This is a genomic window from Bacillus sp. EKM208B (assembly GCF_011800725.1).
Classification (GTDB): domain Bacteria; phylum Bacillota; class Bacilli; order Bacillales; family Bacillaceae; genus Bacillus; species Bacillus velezensis.
This window is the reverse complement of the sequence record NZ_JAANHO010000003.1, coordinates 85717-104967: the sequence shown is the minus strand read 5'-3', so window position 1 is coordinate 104967 and position 19251 is coordinate 85717. Positions and strand designations below refer to the sequence as shown.

22 protein-coding genes are annotated in these 19251 nt (G+C 48.1%); 12 read left to right on the top strand and 10 right to left on the bottom strand.

Annotated features, from left to right (window positions below; genetic code table 11):
• Positions 1-3: 3 nt before the first annotated feature.
• A complete protein-coding gene (locus G9F75_RS05920; protein WP_014720937.1) occupies positions 4-354 on the bottom strand; it encodes a YlbF/YmcA family competence regulator in 351 nt (116 codons plus the stop codon).
• Positions 355-439: 85 nt separating this feature from the next.
• Positions 440-1573 carry a DUF445 domain-containing protein gene (locus G9F75_RS05915; protein ID WP_014417318.1) on the bottom strand — a complete coding sequence of 378 codons (1134 nt, stop codon included), beginning with the start codon at positions 1571-1573 and terminating at the stop codon, positions 440-442.
• Positions 1574-1811: 238 nt separating this feature from the next.
• On the opposite strand from G9F75_RS05915, the gene G9F75_RS05910 reads away from it, so the two are divergent.
• The 6 genes from G9F75_RS05910 to G9F75_RS05890 all read left to right on the top strand — a co-directional run bounded on the left by G9F75_RS05910 (position 1812) and on the right by G9F75_RS05890 (position 5856).
• The gene (locus G9F75_RS05910; RefSeq protein ID WP_014417317.1) at positions 1812-2903 is read left to right on the top strand and encodes a YheC/YheD family endospore coat-associated protein; all 1092 of its coding nucleotides are present in this window, start codon (positions 1812-1814) and stop codon (positions 2901-2903) included.
• Positions 2893-4251: a YheC/YheD family endospore coat-associated protein gene (locus G9F75_RS05905; protein WP_021494919.1), complete on the top strand. Its 1359-nt coding sequence runs from the start codon at positions 2893-2895 to the stop codon at positions 4249-4251. The genes G9F75_RS05910 and G9F75_RS05905 overlap by 11 nt, the downstream gene beginning before the upstream one ends.
• An 82-nt stretch (positions 4252-4333) precedes the next feature.
• The gene (locus G9F75_RS05900; RefSeq protein ID WP_012117190.1) at positions 4334-4549 is read left to right on the top strand and encodes a YheE family protein; all 216 of its coding nucleotides are present in this window, start codon (positions 4334-4336) and stop codon (positions 4547-4549) included.
• A gap of 224 nt (positions 4550-4773) precedes the next feature.
• Positions 4774-4980 carry an alpha/beta-type small acid-soluble spore protein gene (locus G9F75_RS05895; protein WP_007610368.1) on the top strand — a complete coding sequence of 69 codons (207 nt, stop codon included), beginning with the start codon at positions 4774-4776 and terminating at the stop codon, positions 4978-4980.
• Positions 4981-5081: 101 nt separating this feature from the next.
• Positions 5082-5207 (top strand): hypothetical protein, encoded by a 126-nt coding sequence (locus G9F75_RS20050; RefSeq protein ID WP_007610363.1) that lies wholly within the window; start codon positions 5082-5084, stop codon positions 5205-5207.
• A 28-nt stretch (positions 5208-5235) separates the two neighbouring features.
• Positions 5236-5856, top strand: coding sequence for an NAD(P)-dependent oxidoreductase (locus tag G9F75_RS05890; protein WP_014417314.1), 621 nt, complete (start codon positions 5236-5238; stop codon positions 5854-5856).
• A 39-nt stretch (positions 5857-5895) separates the two neighbouring features.
• Here the strand turns inward: G9F75_RS05890 and bmrD are convergent, their stop codons facing one another.
• Positions 5896-7917 carry a multidrug resistance ABC transporter ATP-binding protein/permease BmrD gene (bmrD, locus tag G9F75_RS05885; RefSeq protein ID WP_167408971.1) on the bottom strand — a complete coding sequence of 674 codons (2022 nt, stop codon included), beginning with the start codon at positions 7915-7917 and terminating at the stop codon, positions 5896-5898.
• Positions 7914-9671 carry a multidrug ABC transporter ATP-binding protein BmrC gene (gene bmrC / locus G9F75_RS05880; RefSeq protein ID WP_167408970.1) on the bottom strand — a complete coding sequence of 586 codons (1758 nt, stop codon included), beginning with the start codon at positions 9669-9671 and terminating at the stop codon, positions 7914-7916. The genes bmrD and bmrC overlap by 4 nt, the downstream gene beginning before the upstream one ends.
• A gap of 421 nt (positions 9672-10092) precedes the next feature.
• On the opposite strand from bmrC, the gene G9F75_RS05875 reads away from it, so the two are divergent.
• On the top strand, positions 10093-10593 hold the full coding sequence (locus G9F75_RS05875) for a universal stress protein (RefSeq protein WP_061862023.1): 501 nt from the start codon (positions 10093-10095) through the stop codon (positions 10591-10593).
• Positions 10594-10631: 38 nt separating this feature from the next.
• Here G9F75_RS05875 and G9F75_RS05870 read toward each other — a convergent pair whose 3' ends face one another.
• Positions 10632-11183 carry a hypothetical protein gene (locus G9F75_RS05870; RefSeq protein ID WP_014417310.1) on the bottom strand — a complete coding sequence of 184 codons (552 nt, stop codon included), beginning with the start codon at positions 11181-11183 and terminating at the stop codon, positions 10632-10634.
• Positions 11184-11291: 108 nt separating this feature from the next.
• Here G9F75_RS05870 and G9F75_RS05865 point away from each other — a divergent pair, with 108 nt between their 5' ends.
• Entirely contained in the window at positions 11292-11876 is a 585-nt protein-coding gene (locus G9F75_RS05865; RefSeq protein WP_014720932.1) for a TetR/AcrR family transcriptional regulator, read from the top strand.
• 42 nt (positions 11877-11918) lie between these two features.
• Here the strand turns inward: G9F75_RS05865 and dat are convergent, their stop codons facing one another.
• Complete coding sequence (gene dat, locus G9F75_RS05860; protein ID WP_014417308.1) at positions 11919-12770, bottom strand: D-amino-acid transaminase; 852 nt, start codon at positions 12768-12770, stop codon at positions 11919-11921.
• A gap of 256 nt (positions 12771-13026) precedes the next feature.
• Here dat and G9F75_RS05855 point away from each other — a divergent pair, with 256 nt between their 5' ends.
• Positions 13027-13875, top strand: coding sequence for a polysaccharide deacetylase family protein (locus G9F75_RS05855; protein ID WP_014417307.1), 849 nt, complete (start codon positions 13027-13029; stop codon positions 13873-13875).
• Between the two features lie 32 nt (positions 13876-13907).
• Here the strand turns inward: G9F75_RS05855 and G9F75_RS05850 are convergent, their stop codons facing one another.
• The 3 genes from G9F75_RS05850 to G9F75_RS05840 form a co-directional block, all read right to left on the bottom strand.
• A complete protein-coding gene (locus G9F75_RS05850; RefSeq protein ID WP_370531147.1) occupies positions 13908-14639 on the bottom strand; it encodes an NAD-dependent protein deacylase in 732 nt (243 codons plus the stop codon).
• 63 nt (positions 14640-14702) lie between these two features.
• Positions 14703-15818, bottom strand: a complete 1116-nt coding sequence (locus tag G9F75_RS05845; RefSeq protein ID WP_017417359.1) for a mechanosensitive ion channel family protein — start codon at positions 15816-15818, stop codon at positions 14703-14705.
• A gap of 160 nt (positions 15819-15978) precedes the next feature.
• Entirely contained in the window at positions 15979-16083 is a 105-nt protein-coding gene (locus tag G9F75_RS05840; RefSeq protein WP_003155299.1) for a YhdX family protein, read from the bottom strand.
• A 169-nt stretch (positions 16084-16252) separates the two neighbouring features.
• Between G9F75_RS05840 and G9F75_RS05835 the strand changes: the two genes are divergently transcribed.
• The 3 genes from G9F75_RS05835 to crcB are packed head-to-tail and all read left to right on the top strand — an operon-like array spanning position 16253 to position 17722.
• Complete coding sequence (locus G9F75_RS05835) at positions 16253-16969, top strand: glycerophosphodiester phosphodiesterase (RefSeq protein WP_017417358.1); 717 nt, start codon at positions 16253-16255, stop codon at positions 16967-16969.
• Position 16970: 1 nt separating this feature from the next.
• Entirely contained in the window at positions 16971-17366 is a 396-nt protein-coding gene (locus G9F75_RS05830; RefSeq protein ID WP_021494915.1) for a fluoride efflux transporter FluC, read from the top strand.
• Positions 17363-17722, top strand: a complete 360-nt coding sequence (crcB, locus tag G9F75_RS05825) for a fluoride efflux transporter CrcB (protein ID WP_017417357.1) — start codon at positions 17363-17365, stop codon at positions 17720-17722. Before G9F75_RS05830 ends, crcB begins: the two co-directional genes overlap by 4 nt.
• 13 nt (positions 17723-17735) lie before the next feature.
• On the opposite strand, the gene G9F75_RS05820 is transcribed toward crcB, so the two are convergent.
• On the bottom strand, positions 17736-19124 hold the full coding sequence (locus tag G9F75_RS05820; protein WP_021494914.1) for a hemolysin family protein: 1389 nt from the start codon (positions 19122-19124) through the stop codon (positions 17736-17738).
• Positions 19125-19251 lie beyond the last annotated feature (127 nt).

Genomic DNA, 19251 nt, shown 5'->3' with positions numbered 1-19251 from the left:
AGCTTATTCCGGGCTGCCGTAAAGCTCTTCAAGAGGTTTCATAATGATTTTGTTTAACTCGCCGATCAGCATGCTCATGCGCTGTTCCGCTTCCATCAGCTGAGAAATCAATTCATGCTGCTGTACGAGAGCAACCGTTTTTTGTGCCTGCTCTACCTCTTCCTGAGTGATTTCTTCACCTGACATCTGTTTCTGCTGAAGCTGCAGCTGTACATTGCGGAAGTTATCAAACATGCGTTTTGCCGATTCATCTGCGTTTACTTGATCATAAAGCCCTCTCAGACGGCTGTATTCATCACTGTTTCGCAAAGCTTTTTCAAGATCATATGCTGCATCATAAAAATGAACTGCCATAGTAACCGCTCCTTTCTTCCTTTCGGACATACCACTCCACTATAACAGACTGCGGAGCGACTTTCATCATCGGCGTATGTTTTCCTTAGAAAAGAATGACAAACAAAGCCTGAATTGCTCCGATTATCCCGCCGAGCAAACCGCCTAAATACGTTATCATCTTAAATTCTCTCTTGGAAATCGACAGCACCATTTCCTCCAGCCGTTCAACGGGAAACTGATCAACCTGCTCTTTGACCACTTCCTCAAGACGCAGCCGTTTCAGTACATCCTCCAAATGAGCGGCAATACTGCCGAGTGCCGCATCAAGCAGCTTCGGCGCGTACGTTCCCGTAATCTCCCCTTCATAACGGGAGATGATGTCACCGAGCCGGCATTCGAAAAAGGGCGCGGTTTGAAGTGCGGCCAAAGCCCGCTTTTTCATGCTGAACAGCAGATCTTTCGCATTCCACTTTTCATCGGCCTCATAAAGTGTATAAGATTTGAGCTTGCCCCATTCTTGAGAAAGCAGATCAGCCAGAAGCTTTTTCGTTTCCTCATTGCGCAAAAACTTTAACAGCTCAGGCAGCACACGGTCTGCCAAGCTTGAATTGCCGAGGAACATCTGCACCATGCTGCCGAGCATCCCCCGGGAATTCAAAAAGTCGTCAATCATATTTCCGAGCCTGTCTTTCCCTTCTTCGCTCTCAAAATAATCAATGCTCCGCTTCAGGATATAATCTGCGGCCATCGGGACTTTTTCATCCAGCTTTTCCTGAAGCTCATCAGGAAGCCAGTCTTTTATGGCGCGGTGCTCATATTTCCGGTACAGTTCCGAAAGCTTTTCATCGGTAAAACGGTCAATCCAGGCATCCGTTTTTTCCTGCGGATTCCGGATGCCCGCGGCGGCCAAAGCTTCGTGCACCGTCATCTCGGAAGCGGCCATTTTTTGCGTGAATTGTTCGGCGAAAAGAAGCGCCTGGTTTTTAACGGTATCTGATAAAAGCCGTTTTTTTATTCCTTCCGGGGTTAAAAGGTGGTTCGTCACCATGAGCCCCATTTGTTTTGCCAATTCATCCCGCCTTTTCGGGATCAGCCCCGGCGTAAACGGAACCCGTTTTCCGAACAGGTAATACGGCCGGTACGGACGAAATAACATCTGAATGGCAAGATGATTCGTCACCGCGCCGATCGCGGCTCCGATCACAATCATAAATAGAAACGTTCCTGCTATGCCCATTCCTTTTCTTCTGCCTCCATCTAATGTTCTATTTTCTTGATGATATATCTATTCGTATTATAGAGGCTGGCGTGCATGCGGGCAAATGAAGAACCTGAATTGTTGTTTGTGAGGAATAAGGCAAGATGCTGTTTCGTACTCTTTACAGTAGATCATCTTTTATGATGCGCCTTAGCATATTTATTGGATGGAAGGGCCGTTCCATCAGCGGCTTTTTGAATAAAGGGGGAGTAATAATATGACAACACTCGGTTTTATGTCTGTATCCCGCCGGCACGAAGAAGATTACGCCGGGGAATTGGCTGAAAGAGCGCCTCAATATAATGTGCGCTTAGCCCGCTTTACACCGTTTGATATATTTCCGGATTCTTTGCGCGTAAAAGCGCTCGTCTATCACCCGCAAAGCGGAAAGTGGAACGAAACGGAAATCGATATTCCCGAATATATTTACGACCGCTGTTTTTACGGAAAATCCGCTGAAGCGCAAAAAGCCAAACCGATCGTCGAATGGCTGAAAAAATATCGGAAAACGGAATTTATCGGCCGGGGGCTTCCTGATAAATGGACGGTCACGGATGCGCTCCAAAAACATCATCTGATCAGTCCCTATATTCCTGAAACGGCCGAAGTCAGCCGCTATGAACAGGTGCAATCATACTTAGCCAAGGAAAAAGCATGTATACTTAAGCCCGCTTTCGGCGCGGGAGGCAGAGGCATCATCCTGCTTGAAACAGGCAAAAAATCAATTACGGCCACTTACTATATCGGAAAAAACAAACAAACAAAATCATTTTCCAATCACGTGTCTTTTAAGTCTTGGTGCAAAAAAGTGCTGCAGCACCGCTATTTGCTTCAATCCTACTTAAATATCCAGGATAAAGAGCGGCATCCGTGCGACATCCGCATTTTCATGCGCAAAACTGAGTCAGGCGTTTGGGAAACGGTCGGAAAAGCGGTCAGAAGGGGTTATCAGAACGGTCTTTTATCTCATTTCCCCGGAGGATCTGAACCGATTAAGTTTGACACATGGTTTGAGGAAATTCCGAGAAAGCAGCAGGCCGTTTTATTGGATGATGTCTTTTCGATCACCCAATCCGTCCCTTATTTCCTTGACGAACGGTTCGGGCCGCTGTTTGAGCTGGGGCTCGATATTTGTTATGCCAAAGACGGACGCATCTGGCTTTTGGATGTCAATTCAAAGCCGGGGCGGAAAGCTATTTTAAGCGTGGCTCCGGAGGCGAAAGAGGATTTGTATACGAGTCCGCTGAGACGCTTCCGCGAACTTCAGTCACAGGAAAGCCGGAAAGGAGTATTACCGCGTGAATCATAAAGGGATGATTGTCGGCATCGATAAAAAAAGCAAAAATACGCTGTTTCTCCCCTCCTCCATGAAACGGGAAGGGCTTTTATCCGCTGCCTTCGGGACCAAGGTTGTCAAATGCCGTGTAGCCTTTTCTCAATCACTTGAAAAAAGCGCGCTCCTTTCTGAAGATTTATTTGAGGAGCTGTTGATACCGCATAAAAGCCGGGCTGACTTTCTCATACACGGCCAGACGGTGCACATCGGTCCGCTGATCGGCGTTTTCACAGCCGGGTTCACATCATCGCCGACCCGCCCGTTAAGAGACCGCACAGACTTCTTTTCCAAGATGCTCTCTCTTCATGAACAGGCGAACGGATATTGTTTTGTTTTCGGTGCTCATCAGATCAACTGGGAAGAAGGCACCGTCCAAGCGCTGATTTATAAAGAAAACAGCTGGAAACGGACGGCCGTCCCGCTTCCGAATGTCGTATATGACAGACTCCCGAGCCGAAAAACGGAAGAAGTTCCGCTTTTACAACAGACAAAACAAAGGCTGATGAATGTCTATCAGATTCCGTGGTTTAATCCGCAATTCTTTAATAAATGGGACATTCATAAGCTTCTGGAAAAAAACAGTCTCACCGCTTCACTTCTGCCAAAATCTGTCCTGCACCCGAATGCGGAAGCGTTAGAAACGTTATGCAGCACGTTTGACACCGTCTATATCAAACCTGCAGACGGCGCACTCGGAACGGGGATTTACAAGGTGGAAAAAACAGATGCCGGCTTATCTGTCAAACACACGAATGAGGAAAAAACGGTGGTGACGGCAGAGTATTCAGATGCGGCATCCTTCATGACATCATTTAAAGAAAACAATGACCCGTCCGCATTTTTAATTCAGCAAGGCATTGACCTGATCCGGCTGGATGGGCGCCCCGTCGATTTCAGGGTGCACACGAATAAAAACGCCGAGGGGAAGTGGACAGTGACGGCCATTGCGGCAAAAATTTCCGGTGAAAACAGCATCACGACGCATCTGGCAACCGGCGGAGAAGTCAGGACGTTAGCTGAATTATACGGCGATCCGCGCGAGAGAGTCGGCATGATGCGGAAACTTTCAAAAGCCGCCTTGGCGGTCAGCCGCGTGTTAAATGAGCACATTGAAGGTTTTATCGGCGAAATCGGTTTTGACCTCGGCATCGATCATTCAGGGAAAGTTTGGATGTTTGAAGCCAATTCCCGCCCCGGGCGCAGCATTTTTTCCCATCCGAAGCTGAGATCGGTCGATTACCTGACAAAACGGAGAAATTTTGAATATGCGTCGTATTTATCAGAACGGTCCATCACCGCCCCTGAAAAACTTTGGCGGTGAGGCTGTCTTTTTTTTGGTTTACCCGGGACAGGCAATGAACGATGAGCTACAATGAACAAGATCAACATTTCCCATAAGGAGCGTGAACGTCATGATTTCGCACTTCAGCTGGAAACCGTTATTCAAAAAAGAGAAACTGCCCGGATGGCGGATTTCATTTTACTGGCAGGGTACGCATTACGAAGGGATTTACCATAAGTCCGGAGACATTGAATGGGGACACACACATCCGGGAAAAGAAGAGCCGGCTCTCGTAAAAGAGCTGCATGAATTAATGCTTTATCACATATATGACTGAAAGCTAAAAGCTCAGCCGCACCAGGCTGGGCTTTTCTTTTTCCTTCCGCTATTTACCACACCGTTTTCCGAATGAGATGCCGTTTGATTCACCATAATACGTAGTACAAAGCGGCAAACAGCATTGGGTGAAGCCGAGCTGGCAATGGTTTTCATTCCGAAAATCATCGGCTGGTGCAATTCCAGCAAACCCAACCATACTACTTTATAAAGGAGATCATACAAATGGCAAACAACAACTCTTCAAACCAACTAGTAGTACCCGGCGCTGCTCAAGCAATCGACCAAATGAAATACGAAATTGCTTCTGAGTTCGGCGTAAACCTTGGCGGAGAAACAACTTCTCGTGCAAACGGTTCTGTCGGAGGAGAAATCACGAAACGTTTAGTATCTTTCGCACAGCAGAACATGGGCGGCCAAGGCGTACAATAACTCAATAAATGGCTTACAGAAGGCGCGGGATACCGCGTCTTCTTTTATGCCGTCACTCTTTTTTCCTATTCCACATACCCTAGGAAAAAAGGAGGGAAAACATGTCATTCATTGCCTCAGTCAATTGGGAGCTGTTTCAGTTCGTAAGTGTTTCTTTGGTCAATGAATATGTTGCCCACCATTTCCCGTTTATTCACAGGTATTCTTTTCCCCGCTGCTTTGAATGATATAATGAGCGGCGAGGAGGTTTTTTACATGAACATCGCTTTACTCGGAGCAACGGGAAGAGTCGGACAGGCTTTTATAAAAGAAGCGCAGAAACATGGACACATGGAGATATTCGCTCTTGTCAGATCAGCCGGAACAGTCCTTCCCATTCCTGAAAAACATATCATAACAGGGAATGCGAGGCGGCGGGAAGATGTAAGCCGATTGATTTCCAAAGCGGACACAGTCGTGAGCTGTCTCGGCACGGACGGTGACGATACCCTTTCAGCCGCTATGACCCATATCATAGACGGCATGAAACGGCATCATGTTCAGCGTCTGATTACGATCGGCACCGCGGGTATCCTTCAATCACGGCTTATGCCTGATCAATACCGTTTTGAATCGGCAGAATCAAAACGAAAATCAACAAGAGCCGCAAAAGAACACGCCCGCGTATACGAGATGCTGCTGGCAGAGGATCTTGACTGGACGATCATCTGTCCCACCTATCTTCCTGACGGAGATGCTGCCGGAGTTTACCGGTTCGAACAGGATCGCCTTCCTGAAGACGGCGCTGAAATCACCGTCGGAGACACGGCGCATTTTCTGTACCGTGAGCTGATCAGCCCGCAGTTTGTCAGAAAACGGGTGGGACTGGCTTACTGAATGAAAAAAAGGGCGAATCTTTAGATTCACCCTTTCCGATTACACCGCGGACTTCGCCGTTCCTTTCTGCAATTCATACATTTGATGGTACTGCCCCTTTTGCGCCATTAATTCGTCATGGCTTCCCTTTTCAATGATGCGGCCCTTTTCCAGCACGAGAATCTGGTCTGCGTGCCTGATCGTGGAAAGCCGATGGGCGATAATAAATGTCGTGCGCCCTTCTTGAACGACTTGCAGCGCTTTTTGAATGACTGCTTCTGTTTCGGTGTCAATGTGCGCCGTCGCCTCATCCAAAATTAAAATGGCCGGATCGAACACAAGCGCTCTTGCAAAAGAAATCAGCTGACGCTGGCCTGAGGACAGTGTGCCGCCTTTTTCAGTGACGGGCTCTCTGATGCCCTTCGGCAAAGATTGCAGAAGGCTTGCGGCACCGACTTGGCGAAGCGCTTCTTCCGCCTGCTCCAAAGAAATACGCTGATCATCGAGCGTTACATTGGAGCCGATCGTGCCCGAGAAAAGATACGGGTCTTGCAGCACAATGCCCATATGCGACCTCAGCTCCTGCCTCGACATGCCGTATATGCTCTGACCATCCAGCAGAATATCCCCTTTTTGAGCATCATAAAAACGGAACAGAAGATTCAGGATGGAGCTTTTGCCGGACCCCGTATGGCCGACGAGGGCGACCGTCTCCCCTTTTTCAGCTGTAAAGCTGATGTGTTTCAGCACCTCTTCTCCCTTTCGATATCCAAAAGAAACATCGCGGAATTCCACAGTTCCTTCCGCCTTTCTGTCTGCGGGAGCGCCTTCTTCTTCCGTTTCCTCCTCCTGTAAAAGCTCGAATACCCTGGCGGCAGAGACACGGGCCAATTCAAGCTTCGAAAATTGGTTGACAATCCCCGTAACCGGCTGGAACAAACGGTTTAAATAATCAACAAACGCGTATAAAACGCCGATCGAAACAATTCCGGCCGCACTCAGACTCGCACCTCCGAAATACCAGATCAGCCCGACAAACGCCAGATTGCGCAACACATTGACAAGACTGTGGGACATGAGGGAATTTAAGGACAGCATTTTGTTTTTGTAGCGGAAATGAGATTCATTCAATTCTTCAAATTCCTTCATCGTTTCCTTCTCTCGGCGGAACGCCTGAATAATCGGCATTCCTTGAATGGATTCGTTCATTTTCGCATTGATGTCACTGTTAATGGAACGGATTTTTTGGTTGAAGACGGATGCGTATTTGCGGTACACAACCGACCAGATCATTAAAATCGGGATAATCAGCAGGCAAACGGCGGCCAGCCTGACATCAAGCATAAACAGCGCCGTAAAAATGCCGAGCATATAAACGCCGCTTGTGATAAATGTCGACAGCACCGTTACATATAAATCCCTGACCGCTTCTGTGTCATTCGTAATGCGGGCCACGACTTTTCCTGCAGGCAGATTATCAAAGTAGCGGATCGGCATTTTCTGAATGTGTGAAAATACATCCTGCCTCATGCGCTGTATGATCCGATTCGCTCCCATCTGCAGCAGATAATGCTGGCCGTAATGAAAACATACGGAAAACATGAGCAGTCCCGCGTAAATGGCGGTCAGCGTCAGCAATCCTTTTATTTCGGGACGGTAAAATTGAAAAATCTCCTGTCTTGATAACGTAATGGCGGGATATGACCTGCTTTCTTTACCGTTTGATATTGTCAGCCGGCCGTCAGACACCGAACGGTTTCCGTCAAAACTGACGGGACGGTCAACAAAATAGTAGCCCGCACCGACTTGATAAATGTGCGCCTCTCCGGTTTTGTCCGCCCCCGGTTTGAGCCGGTCCTCCCTGACATAATCATACCCCCGGAACCTGACGGCGCCCGGATCGTCCGCAGAGGCTTTAACCCATGTTTTTTCAATGCCGAGAATGTGGTCGTCAATCATTTTTTTTCCGATAAACGGGCCGGTCAGCTCAGTGCCGACCGCAATAATGAGCAGGACGACCGCCCATATCAGCAGCTTCTTATATTGAAGCGCGTAATTCCATAATCTTCTCCCGGTCTTCATGCGCCCGTCCCCCCTTCTTCAAGAGAGGACAGCTGCTGCCTCTCATATTGTTTTCGATACCAGCCGTTCTGCGCCAATAGCTCCCGGTGCGTGCCTCTTTCAGATACCCGGCCTTCATCCATGACGAGAATGAGATCTGCGTGTTCAACTGCCGAGAGCCGGTGGGTGGTGATAATCGTTGTTTTATGCCGCCGTTTTTTACGGATGCTGTCAATGATAGCGGCTTCCGTTTTCGCGTCTACGGCAGAAAGCGAATCATCTAATATGAGAATGTCCGGATCGGTCAAAAGCGCTCTCGCAATTGAGATGCGCTGCTTTTGTCCGCCCGAGAGCGCTACGCCCTTCTCGCCGACAAGCGTCTCAAGCCCGTCGGAAAGCATACCGATATCGTTTTCAAAATGCGCATCTTTCAGCGCGCTGCCGATTTCCTCTTCGTTTGCATACTGCCGTCCGTAAAGCAGATTCTCTTTTACAGTCTTTGAAAATAAAATATGATCCTGCGGCACATAGCCGATCCACCCGCGGAGCTCCTCAAGCGGAATCTCCTGAATCGGAACGCCTGTAAACGTGATTGCTCCCGCACCGGGCGGATATTCACGCAACAGCTGCTTAATGATCGTCGTCTTTCCGCTTCCCGTCTTCCCGACGATGCCGAGTGTCTGCCCTTTCTCAACGGAAAATGACACATCGGAAACCGCCGGTCCAGCTCCGATCGGATATGTGAAAGTCACATGTTCAAAAGCAAGACGCCCGGGCTCCTTGATGCCGGCGGGGTGCTTGGGTCCTGTCACGTCAGGCTCATAGGAAAGCGTCTCATTGACACGATCCAAGGAGGCATTTCCGCGCTGCATGATATTGATTAATTCTCCGATCGCAAACATCGGCCAGATCATCATTCCGAGGTACACGTTAAACGATACCAGCTCTCCCAGCGTCAGCCGGTTTTGAAAAACGAGATAAGCGCCGTAGCCGAGACCGATGAGATAGCTGAGGCCGACGAGAAGCTTCACAGTCGGTTCAAAAAGTGAATCGATAAACGCCACTTTCATATTTTTCTCATATACATCCGCCGTCATATCACCGAACCGGCTGACATCATTTTTTTCCTGCACGAATGCCCGGATGACCCGGACGCCGGATACCGACTCCAGCACCTTGTCATTTAATGATCCGAAAGCATCCTGCGCTTCCGTAAACCGCTCATGGATCTTTTTTCCGTACAGGCTGACCGCAGCCGCCATTATCGGCAGCGGAATAATCGCGGCAAATGTCAGCTTCCAGCTGATGAGAAGCCCCATTGTCAAAAATATCGTCAGCATATACATCGTCGAATCAATGAGCGTTAAGACCCCGAAGCCCGTCGTCATACTGACGGCCTGCAAGTCATTTGTCCCCCGCGCCATTAAATCGCCCGTTCTGTATTTCTCGTAAAACGGCGGTGACATTTGAAGAAGCCTTCCCATCAGCTTTGAACGGAGAATCTTCTCCATGACATTCGCCCCGCCGAAAAGCTGATACATCCAAAAATAAGACAGTAAATAGACGGCTGCCGTTAATGCGAGAAAAACACATATGTAAAACAGCATCCCGCTTTTTGTAAACACGCCCGCCTTCATATCGTCTATCGCGTTACCGAGAAGTTTAGGCGGAAACATTTCAATGACATTCACAATCAATAACAGAACAATCGCTGTCGTATAGCGCAGCCAATAGGCTTTAAAAAACCACGCGAGCTTTTTTAATACAGTAAACAAATACCGTCATCCCCTTTCATCAATCAGCCGCCCTCAAGCTTTTCCGGATTGTTTTTCATTGTTTTCGCTAATACCGCCACATGCATCACACCTGTCTTTCTTTCATTTTTTTGTATAAAAAAAGACATGAAGCCTCAGCTCCATGCCTCTTATTATTATAAATAAGGTACAGACCCGCCGTTTATGCGCGACTGCCCCGTTTTTAAGCAAATGTTCAGAAAACGGAAGCTGTATGGGAGTCACGCCGGTATTCAGCTGAAGATGAGTTGACAAGCTTTAGTTTTGACATGATCCATACCTCCTTTTTCCCTATATTGTTCCTTCATCATATAAACAAATCCTTTTTTTGTCAATGCAGGTTTTACATTTCTGCCATACGGGTATTGTAAAACAAACCTTTTTTACTGAAAGGATGAGGCTGATGTTTCACGCGGACCGGTTGATAGCAGCTTTTGACGGAAGTGATGATAGTAAAAAAGCGCTCCAAAAAGCCATAGACCTTTCAAAAACGTTTCACGCGGATTTAACGGTCGTACATTCCCACAATGCAAAAGATACCCGGACGATTGTTGATCCCCCGAGGCCGGGAGCCGGGGCAACGTATATCGGCGGCGGGATTGCAAGCGTTCCTGACCCGCTCCAGGCGGAAAGAATCTCCCCTGATCCGTTGATTTATGAAGACCGTACGGAAGAAATTGTTGCGGAAGCGAGAATGCTGATGAACGACAGCCAGATTGACGGGGATATCGACATTTTAGAAGGTGATCCCGCTGATGCCATTATCGAGCATGCCGACCGTATATCGGCGGATTTGATCGTCATGGGGAGCCGGGACCAGAACAGGCTGAAAAAACTTTTATTCGGAAGCGTCAGTGAAAAACTGTCATCGAAATCCGATATTCCCGTGCTGATCGTAAAATAATTCTTTCTGTAAAGCAGCTTAATCAAAAGCTGCTTTTTTTACAGCTCCCGGCTGTTTCTTCTTTTTTTCGGCATCACAAAAAAACTCGCCATGATCAAAAAATCGATGCACAATACGACAGACCAGCCCTTTAACAGTACGCTGAGCGCTTCGGTGCGGGAAGCGTCCTGAATGAGAAATACCGTTCCGGCTAAAAGAACGCCGCCGATGACAAACGCTAATACATGTCTCCCCCACCCTTTTGCATAATGTTTGGCATAATCCAGCCCGTACCGCTTGACCGGTTTTGCCCCTTCCTTGACCACATAATAGCGGAACCGCTCATCCGCCCATTGAATCATGCTTTTCCCGAAGGCGACAGACACTCCGATATAAATGGCCGCCACCGCATGCGCCATAGTCGCCGCCGCCCCTCTGTATAAATCAGCTGCGGCCGCCAGAAACAGTACGGCATCCAATAAAGGAATGAGAGCGAAAAAAAACATTCCGAGCTTTTGCCGCCTGAATATATAGCGCGCCGCCAATCCGAAGATGACAGCCGCCCAAAACGCAGCCTCACAAATGACAATCAACCAAGCAATCGCGTTCAATCCGGTTCCCCCTTATCGTTTTCTAAAATGCATTGTATCACTGCTTTTTATTTAATACAACTGTATTACAAAATTGCAAGAAAAAATATTTCCTGTTACACTGGAACCATGCCTAAAATAATCGATCATGAAAAAAGAAGAAAACAAATAGCCGAAGCCACTTGGCGGACGATTTTGGAGCGGGGAATGGAAGGAGCGACAGTGAGAAACATCGCCCAGGAAGCGGGTCTTTCTTTAGGCGCGCTGAGGCACTATTTCACCACACAGGATGAGCTTTTAGGGTATGCGATGACACTCGTAAAAGAAAAAGCGGCCGCCAGAATTAACGAAGTTGCCATGAAAGATCTGCCGCCGAAAGAAAAAGCGGTGCGTCTGATGCTTGAAATCATCCCGACAGATGAAGAAACGATGGCTGAAATGGAGGTATGGTTCGCTTTCACAGCTTATGCCAGACATAAGGGAGAAGAGTTTCATCCCCAGCAGGACGGGATCTTGGCATATATCCGCGGCCTGATTGACTGGCTGGATGAAAATAAGCTTCTGAAACCGAATCTTGATAAAGAGATCGAAGCGGAGAAAATGTACGCCATCGCCGACGGATTGGCGCTGCATGCCATGCTTGAACCTGATCGTCTTTCAAAAGAGAAGATCTCCCGTGTGCTCGTTCAGCATATCGAATCTCTTTTTATCTGACTGAAGCAAAAAGGCCGGATGTGTTCCGGCCTTTTTTTCAGCTTATGACTGAACGCCGAGCTCCTGCTGAATGTGCGACTGAAAAGCCTCCTGAATCGTTTTGGCTACAGGTCCCGGCGCGCCGCTTCCGACCGGTTTTCCGTCAAGGGTTACGATCGGGATTAATTCAGCCGTCGTTGACGAGATGAAAATTTCATCCGCATCCCTGAGTTCGTCTTCGGTAAGGGCCTTCTCCCGCACCTCAATCCCGTTTTCTTTCATCAGCTCTAACAGTTTCATCCGCGTAATGCCGTTTAAAATCAGCTCATTTGCAGGATGCGTCCGGACAGTGCCGTTTATGACGGCGTATACATTGGAAGAGGTTCCTTCCGTAACCGCTCCGTCCCTTATCAGCACCGCTTCATAAGCGCCTGCTTCATAGGCTTTTTGTTTAATCATCACATTATACAGTAAATTCAGACTCTTAATGTCACACCTCAGCCAGCGTTTGTCTTCCGCCGTTATGGCCTGCGCTCCGGCTTTTTGTTCATTTTCCGGTTTTTTCACTGAAAAGGTGTATGCCGTCGTCTGCGGTTCCAATCCTTCGTCATACTGGTGCTTCCGCGGCGCCTTCCCTCTCGTCGTCTGTATATAGACCCCGCCGTCAATGAGTTTGTTTTCCTGTACGAGCTTTTGCAGATCCCATTCTATGTCCTCTGCGGAGAACGGCAGGGTGATGCCGATTTCTGCGGCGCTTCTGAAAAGACGGACGATATGCTCACGCAGACCGAATAAGGCGCCGTTATACACTCTGATGACCTCATACACACCGTCACCGAATTGATATCCGCGGTCCTCAATATCAACTGCCGCTTCTTCACGATCAATCAACTGGCCGTTTACTAATGTCTTCATGTAAACCCTCCTAATCGTTATCTGCCGTGATGTACATTCTCAGCTGTTATTGTCAACTATTCTATCATACTGAACGAGCCGGCTGCGGAGTTTATTTTTTTCTTAAAATCTTATTATTCGACATCTTTTCTATGTCTTTTCCAGTTTTGTTCCTGTATACTTGATTCGACATACATATGCTGTTAACTTATGGCACTTCGCAAGCCTCCGCTGTTATCGGCATTATGCAGAAACTTATGCTACTGGAGAGATTGTTATGCGCAACACAAAAGAAGGTGCTTCCCCTTCTCTGTTTTCATTGGCTTTTAAACTTACAAGTTTAGCAGTTTTGTGCGGACTGCTTCTGGTAATCGTCATAATGGGATATTCCGCTTCCGCCGCAAAAAACAAACAGGTCACCGTGACCGCAAACGGGCAGCTTCGGGATGAAGCAGAAAGCCTGCGGCTGAAAAATGATTCTCCCGACGTCTTAATGAAACATTTGCAGAAAGAGCGTGACCCAGGGAAAAAAACGGTATATTTAACCTTCGACGACGGGCCGTCTCCATATACTGAACAGCTGTTGAATGTATTGAAGGCAAATGGCGCAAAGGCCACTTTTTTTATGCTTGAACCGCGGATGAAAGCCTATAAGCATTCCGTGCAAAGAGCGAAGCAGGAAGGAATCGCGCTCGGCCTGCACGGCGTGACGCACGATAATCACCTGTTTTATCAAACACCGACATCACCGCTGAACGAAATGCAGCAGGGACGCGATACGCTCGAGGCAATCACCGGAGTAAAAACGGATCTTGTCCGCACGCCATACGGCAGTAAACCGTCATTGACGGCTGCCCAGATTAAGAATCTCGAAAAAGGCGGATTCGTGTACTGGGACTGGACGATAGACAGTGAAGACTGGAAGTACAAAAACGCACGGTACGTGCCGGAAGTATTGAATCAGCTCGCATATTTGGAAAGCGTTCATACGAGCAGGCCGCATGTCATTTTAATGCACGATCTGCCTGCGACGGTGCACGCTTTGCCTAGCCTGATCCAAAAACTGAAAGCCCAGGGCTACTCCTTTGATGTTCTGACGGATCAAATGATTCCCGTCCATGAATAAGAAAAGCCGGATCTGTATATGATCCGGCTTTTTTATGTCGCGGCGCTGATCCGTTTTGCAAATTCACCGATCTTCTCATGGATGACAAGATCAAATAAATGGTCGCAATATGTCGGCTCAAGGTTAATGATCACCTGCTTCAAACCGGGAATCCGGCCCGCATCCTCAGGGACAAACCTTGCCGGCGCCACTTCAAGCGAAGTGCCGATCACAAGAAGAAGATCAGCTTTATCAAGCTTTTCATAAAGGGTTTCAAAATGCTGAACGAGATCGCCGAACAGCACGACATCCGTTTTTAATACGGTGCCGCATACCGCATGATCACCGATTTCCGCCGTACATTCCGGCACTTCGTCCTTCAGCAGATGAGAAAGCCCGTAGCGCGCTCCGCAGCGGGGGCATGCGGCGGTCTGAATTGAACCGTGAAGCTCATAGACACTGCTGCTTCCCGCTTTCTTATGCAGCCCGTCAATATTCTGCGTGAAAATGTCTACCTGCTTTCCCCGCTTTTCAAGATCCGCCAAATACGTATGGCCGGCATTCGGCTCATAGCCTCCGCTCATTTTCATCTGAAAGAGCTGTTTGAATTTAGGCCAGAATTCACGCGGACGGCGTTCAAAGTATTCCCTGCTCATCGCTTCCATTCTGGAGGTGTCTTCGGTCCATATACCGCCCGCCGAACGAAAATCAGGAATGCCGGATTCCGTGCTCATTCCCGCTCCCGTCAGCACCACGATACGTTCCGCCTGATTGATCAATGTCATAAACGCTTCCACTCTTCCACCGCCTTTTCTTTTTATCATATCATGAAAAAAGAACGGCGCCTGTTATGCCCGTTCTTTTTCTCCGGAATGATCCTTCACATGAACCGGATCATCATGGCTCTTCTGTTTTACGAATACATTCTGGCCCGGATAGGCGAACTCCACGCCTTCCTCAGCAAAAATATCAATAATCCGGCGGTTGATATCCTGCCGCACGTCCAAGCTTTCCGCCCAGACGATGGTCTTTGTGTAAAAGTTGAAAAACAGATTATAATAGCTGTCCGCAAACACGTCAAAGTTAACCATAATCGTATCATCATGCACGCCTTCATGTTCACGAAGCATTTCTCTGAGCCTTGTGATGCACCGCTCTAAACGATCAATCGGCGTCGCATAAGAAACACGAACAGAAAACGTGACCTGGCGCTTCGTCATCCTCGTCCAGTTTGTGATGGCTTCCATGGACAGCGTTGAATTGGGCACAGTAACAAGCGCCCCCTGCGCCGTGCGGAACCTTGTGCTTCGGAATGTGATATCTTCAACGCCCCCCGTTACAGATGACGTCTCGACCCAGTCGCCGATCGTAAACGGCTTTTCCGTAATGATGATAATGCCGCCGAAAAAATTGCTGATCGTATCTTTAGCCGCGAGCGCAAAGGCCAATCCGCCAAGTCCGAGTCCGGCCACGAACCCGTTTACATCATAATTGAATTCCTGCGCGATCACACTGACGCTGAGCGCCAGAATGACAAAGCGCAGCACCTTGGATAAAAACGGCGCCAAAATGTCATCCATATCAAGCTCAAAACGCTGATTGACTTTATGAAATAAAAACGAAGACGCCGATGTCAGATTGCAAAGCCCCCAGGCGATCAGCGCAACGATCAGAGAGCGGTACATTTTTTTGATAATGTCCATCTGCCCGTCTAAAAACGGCGAATACTCAATCGCCAAAAACAGACCCAGCGCCACGAAAAACCATCTGGCCGGCTTGTCAAACGCTACGGCAATCTGTTTGAATATGTCGGTTTTCGGCTTGTTCGCCAATTTGTAAACGAGCTGAAAAAAGTATTTGACAAACAGTTTTCTCAAAACGAGAAAAGCCGCTAAAATTCCGATGCTGATACTGATCTGCGAAATATGGTCAAGCGTAAAAAAGCTCTGAAATTGTGTCATCATGGCATGCTCCTTTGTCTTGTCGAAAATCTATTATACTAAAACATTCGGACATCAGCTTCTTTTAATGTCTTTAGGCAGCCTGAAAAACCCCGGCATCAGAGCACAGCCGGGGTTTTCACACATTCGTTCATCTTTCAGCCAGATACAACAGGGTCAGGCACTATTTCTTCTTTGATTGTGTCTGTTTCAGGAGAGTCGCTTTTTGGATTTCGGCATCGGTTTCGGCCTTAATTCTTTCTTCCACTTTCAATCTCCCTTTTCCCATGATCTCGCCTCCTTTTTGCCATTATAAATCATCACTGCGGATTGTAAACCGAAAAAAGCACTATCTTTATTCCAAAAAAATACTGTTTTGCACATTCACCAGTTTGAATCGCTGTGCATATACGAATCTGATATAATAACAGAAATGCCCATGAGGGGAGCTGACAAGCTTGTATACCATCGCTCATCGCGGCGCATCCGGTTACGCGCCCGAAAATACATTTGCGGCATTTGATATCGCTGCCGAAATGAACGCTGATTTCATTGAGCTTGACGTCCAGCTCACAAAAGACGGCCAGATTGTCGTCATCCATGATGACAAAGTCGACCGGACGACGGACGGCTCCGGTTTTGTAAAAGATTTTACGCTGAAGAAGCTGCAGTCTCTGGACGCCGGCAGCTGGTATGGGGCTGAGTTTAAAGGGGAGCGGATTCCCCTGCTCGAAGAGGTCTTGAAGCGTTATCATTCTGAAATCGGATTTTTAATTGAACTGAAAGGGCACGTTTCTCAAGTCGGTCTTGAAAAAGCAGTCGGCCAGCTGTTAAGCAGGTTTTCCTTTTCCATCCACCCTATCGTTCAATCATTCAGCCTCAAGTCGATTCAGACCTTTCACGACATGTATCCGTCCGTTCCGACTGCAATTATTGCAAGACCCAGCTTCGGGATGTTTTCCAAAAGCCAGCTGGCCGCCTACAAATCAGCCGTACATTATGTCAATATTAAATATACCCGCCTGAATCGGTTCTTGATTTCAACCGCTCACAGACACGGCCTGAAAGTATTTGCCTGGACGGTCAGAAATCAAAAGACGGCCCAAAAGCTGCAAATGATGGCAGTTGACGGCATTGTAACTGATTTTCCGGATTTTATTTCTAAGGATGGCTGATATGAAACAATACATCGCAATTTTTATCGGAGGCGCGCTTGGCGCTTTGCTCCGCTTTGAAATAAGCGCGCACATTCACAGGGGTTTTTTCCCGGCGGCCACTTTCCTCGAAAACGCGGCGGGAAGCCTTTTACTCGGTCTTATTACGGGTTATTTCATCATTCGGGCTAAACGCCCTCTTTTGACCGCCTTTTTAGGAACCGGTTTTTGCGGAGGTTTCACGACGATGTCAACCTTCGCAAAAGAAACCATTTTTCTGCTGCAATCGTCTCCCGCAGCGGCTTTTTGTTATGCTGCCGCGACATTAATCTCTGGCATTGCCCTTGCATACGCCGGCATTTTCTGGGGACGGCGGATTGCCCTTCACGCAGCGGGAAGGGGGCATGATACGCCATGACGATTGTCCTGATGCTTATCGCAGCGGGTATCGGAGCGGTATTACGGTCTCTGCTGGGTAAAGCAATTTCAGAAAGAACAAAAGGTTTTCCGATTCCGCTTGGAATGGCTGCGGTCAACCTGCTCGGCTCCTTCGGCCTCGGCATGTTCACCGGCCTGGGCCTGGATAATCCTTCTGCCGGCATCATCATCGCGACGGGCTTTTTCGGTGCGTTTACGACCTTTTCCACGTTTAGTATTGAAGCCGTGCAGCTGATGATGAACAACCGCATAAAGGAAAGCCTGCTCTACATCGCTGTTTCAGCAGCCGGAAGCCTTTTGGCGTTCTGGTGCGGCTTTGTTATGATATCCATTTAAAAAAACCTTGAGCTTATTTTTCGCTCAAGGTTGCGTTATGAAGCATGACCGTTTCAGGCACGGGCAGCTGGCGGTTTATTGTTCTCTGACCGCCCGGGCGGCCCTGTTCTTCTTTGAGTTCAAGCTGTTTAATAAACCGGCCGTCCATTTCTAATATGAGGGCAGTGTATCCCCCGATTTGTATCGACTCACCCGCACAGATGTCAATATTCCGTTTCAGCACAAGACCGCCGATCGTGTCGACTTCCTCTTCAATCCCTGCGCCGAGAAGATGATTCACCTGATCAATCCGAACCTTTCCGTCCAGCACATAATGGCGTTCGGACAGCTTTTGAATCTGCGGCTGTTCGTCTTCATCAAATTCGTCTCTGATATCGCCGACGATTTCTTCAAGGATGTCTTCGGTCGTCACAAGACCGGACGTTCCGCCGTATTCATCAGACAATATCGCCAAATGAATCCGTTCTCTCTGCATTTTTATCAGCAGGTCGTGTATCGGGATCGTCTCGATGACTTCAATCACCGGGCGGACGTAAGACGTGATGGATACTTCCGCTTTTTCATCTTCTGTCATAAACAGCAGATCTGAAAAGAGATGCTTCGTATTGATCATGCCGATGACACTGTCTTTGTCCCCGTCCGTTACGGGCCAGCGCGTATATTTGTCTTTCAGCATCATATCAAGCATTTCCGGCACGTCCATATCAGTGGAAACAGCCGCGATTTCTTTTCTCGGGATCATGATTTCCTTGGCGATCCGATTATCAAAATCAAAAATTTTATTCACAAATGTATATTCAGACGGATTGATTTCTCCGTTTTTTAAACTTTCTGACAGCAGGATCCGCAACTCTTCTTCAGAGTGGGAGCCTTCATGCTCAGATGCCGGCTTTAATCCGGCCAAACCGGTCAGAATTCTCGCGGAGCCGTTCAGCACCCAAATAAACGGGAACATGAACACGTAAAATAACCGAAGCGGTCCGGCAATCCATAACGTCAGCTTTTCCGCTTTTTGAATCGCAACCGTTTTAGGCGCAAGCTCACCGACGACGACATGTAGAAACGTAATCAGCCCGTACGCCGCAGCAAAAGCAATCACATGCTCAGCAGAATCCGGCAGCCCCATACCCTGAAACACAGGATGAAGCATCCGCTCAAATGCAGGCTCTCCCAGTACGCCGAGCCCGATGGATGTGAGTGTAATGCCAAGCTGCGAGGCGGATAAATACTCATCAAGATCCGTAATGATACGCTTTGCGAGCACCGCCCGTCTGTTCCCTTCTGAAATGAGCTGATCAATTCTGGATCTTCTCACTCTGACGATCGCAAATTCACTCGCCACGAAAAATGCCGTTAACGCAATGAGCACACCGATTAAAATCAAACTGTCAATATCGTCCATTTCACCTTATCCCGAATTGAAGGATAAGGACGTCACCTCCTGATTTCATCGTTTTTTCTTAAGCGAGAGGAACGAAATGGGTGATTGACTATACAGAGGGCCCCATCCTGCCACCTCCTAAGTCAAA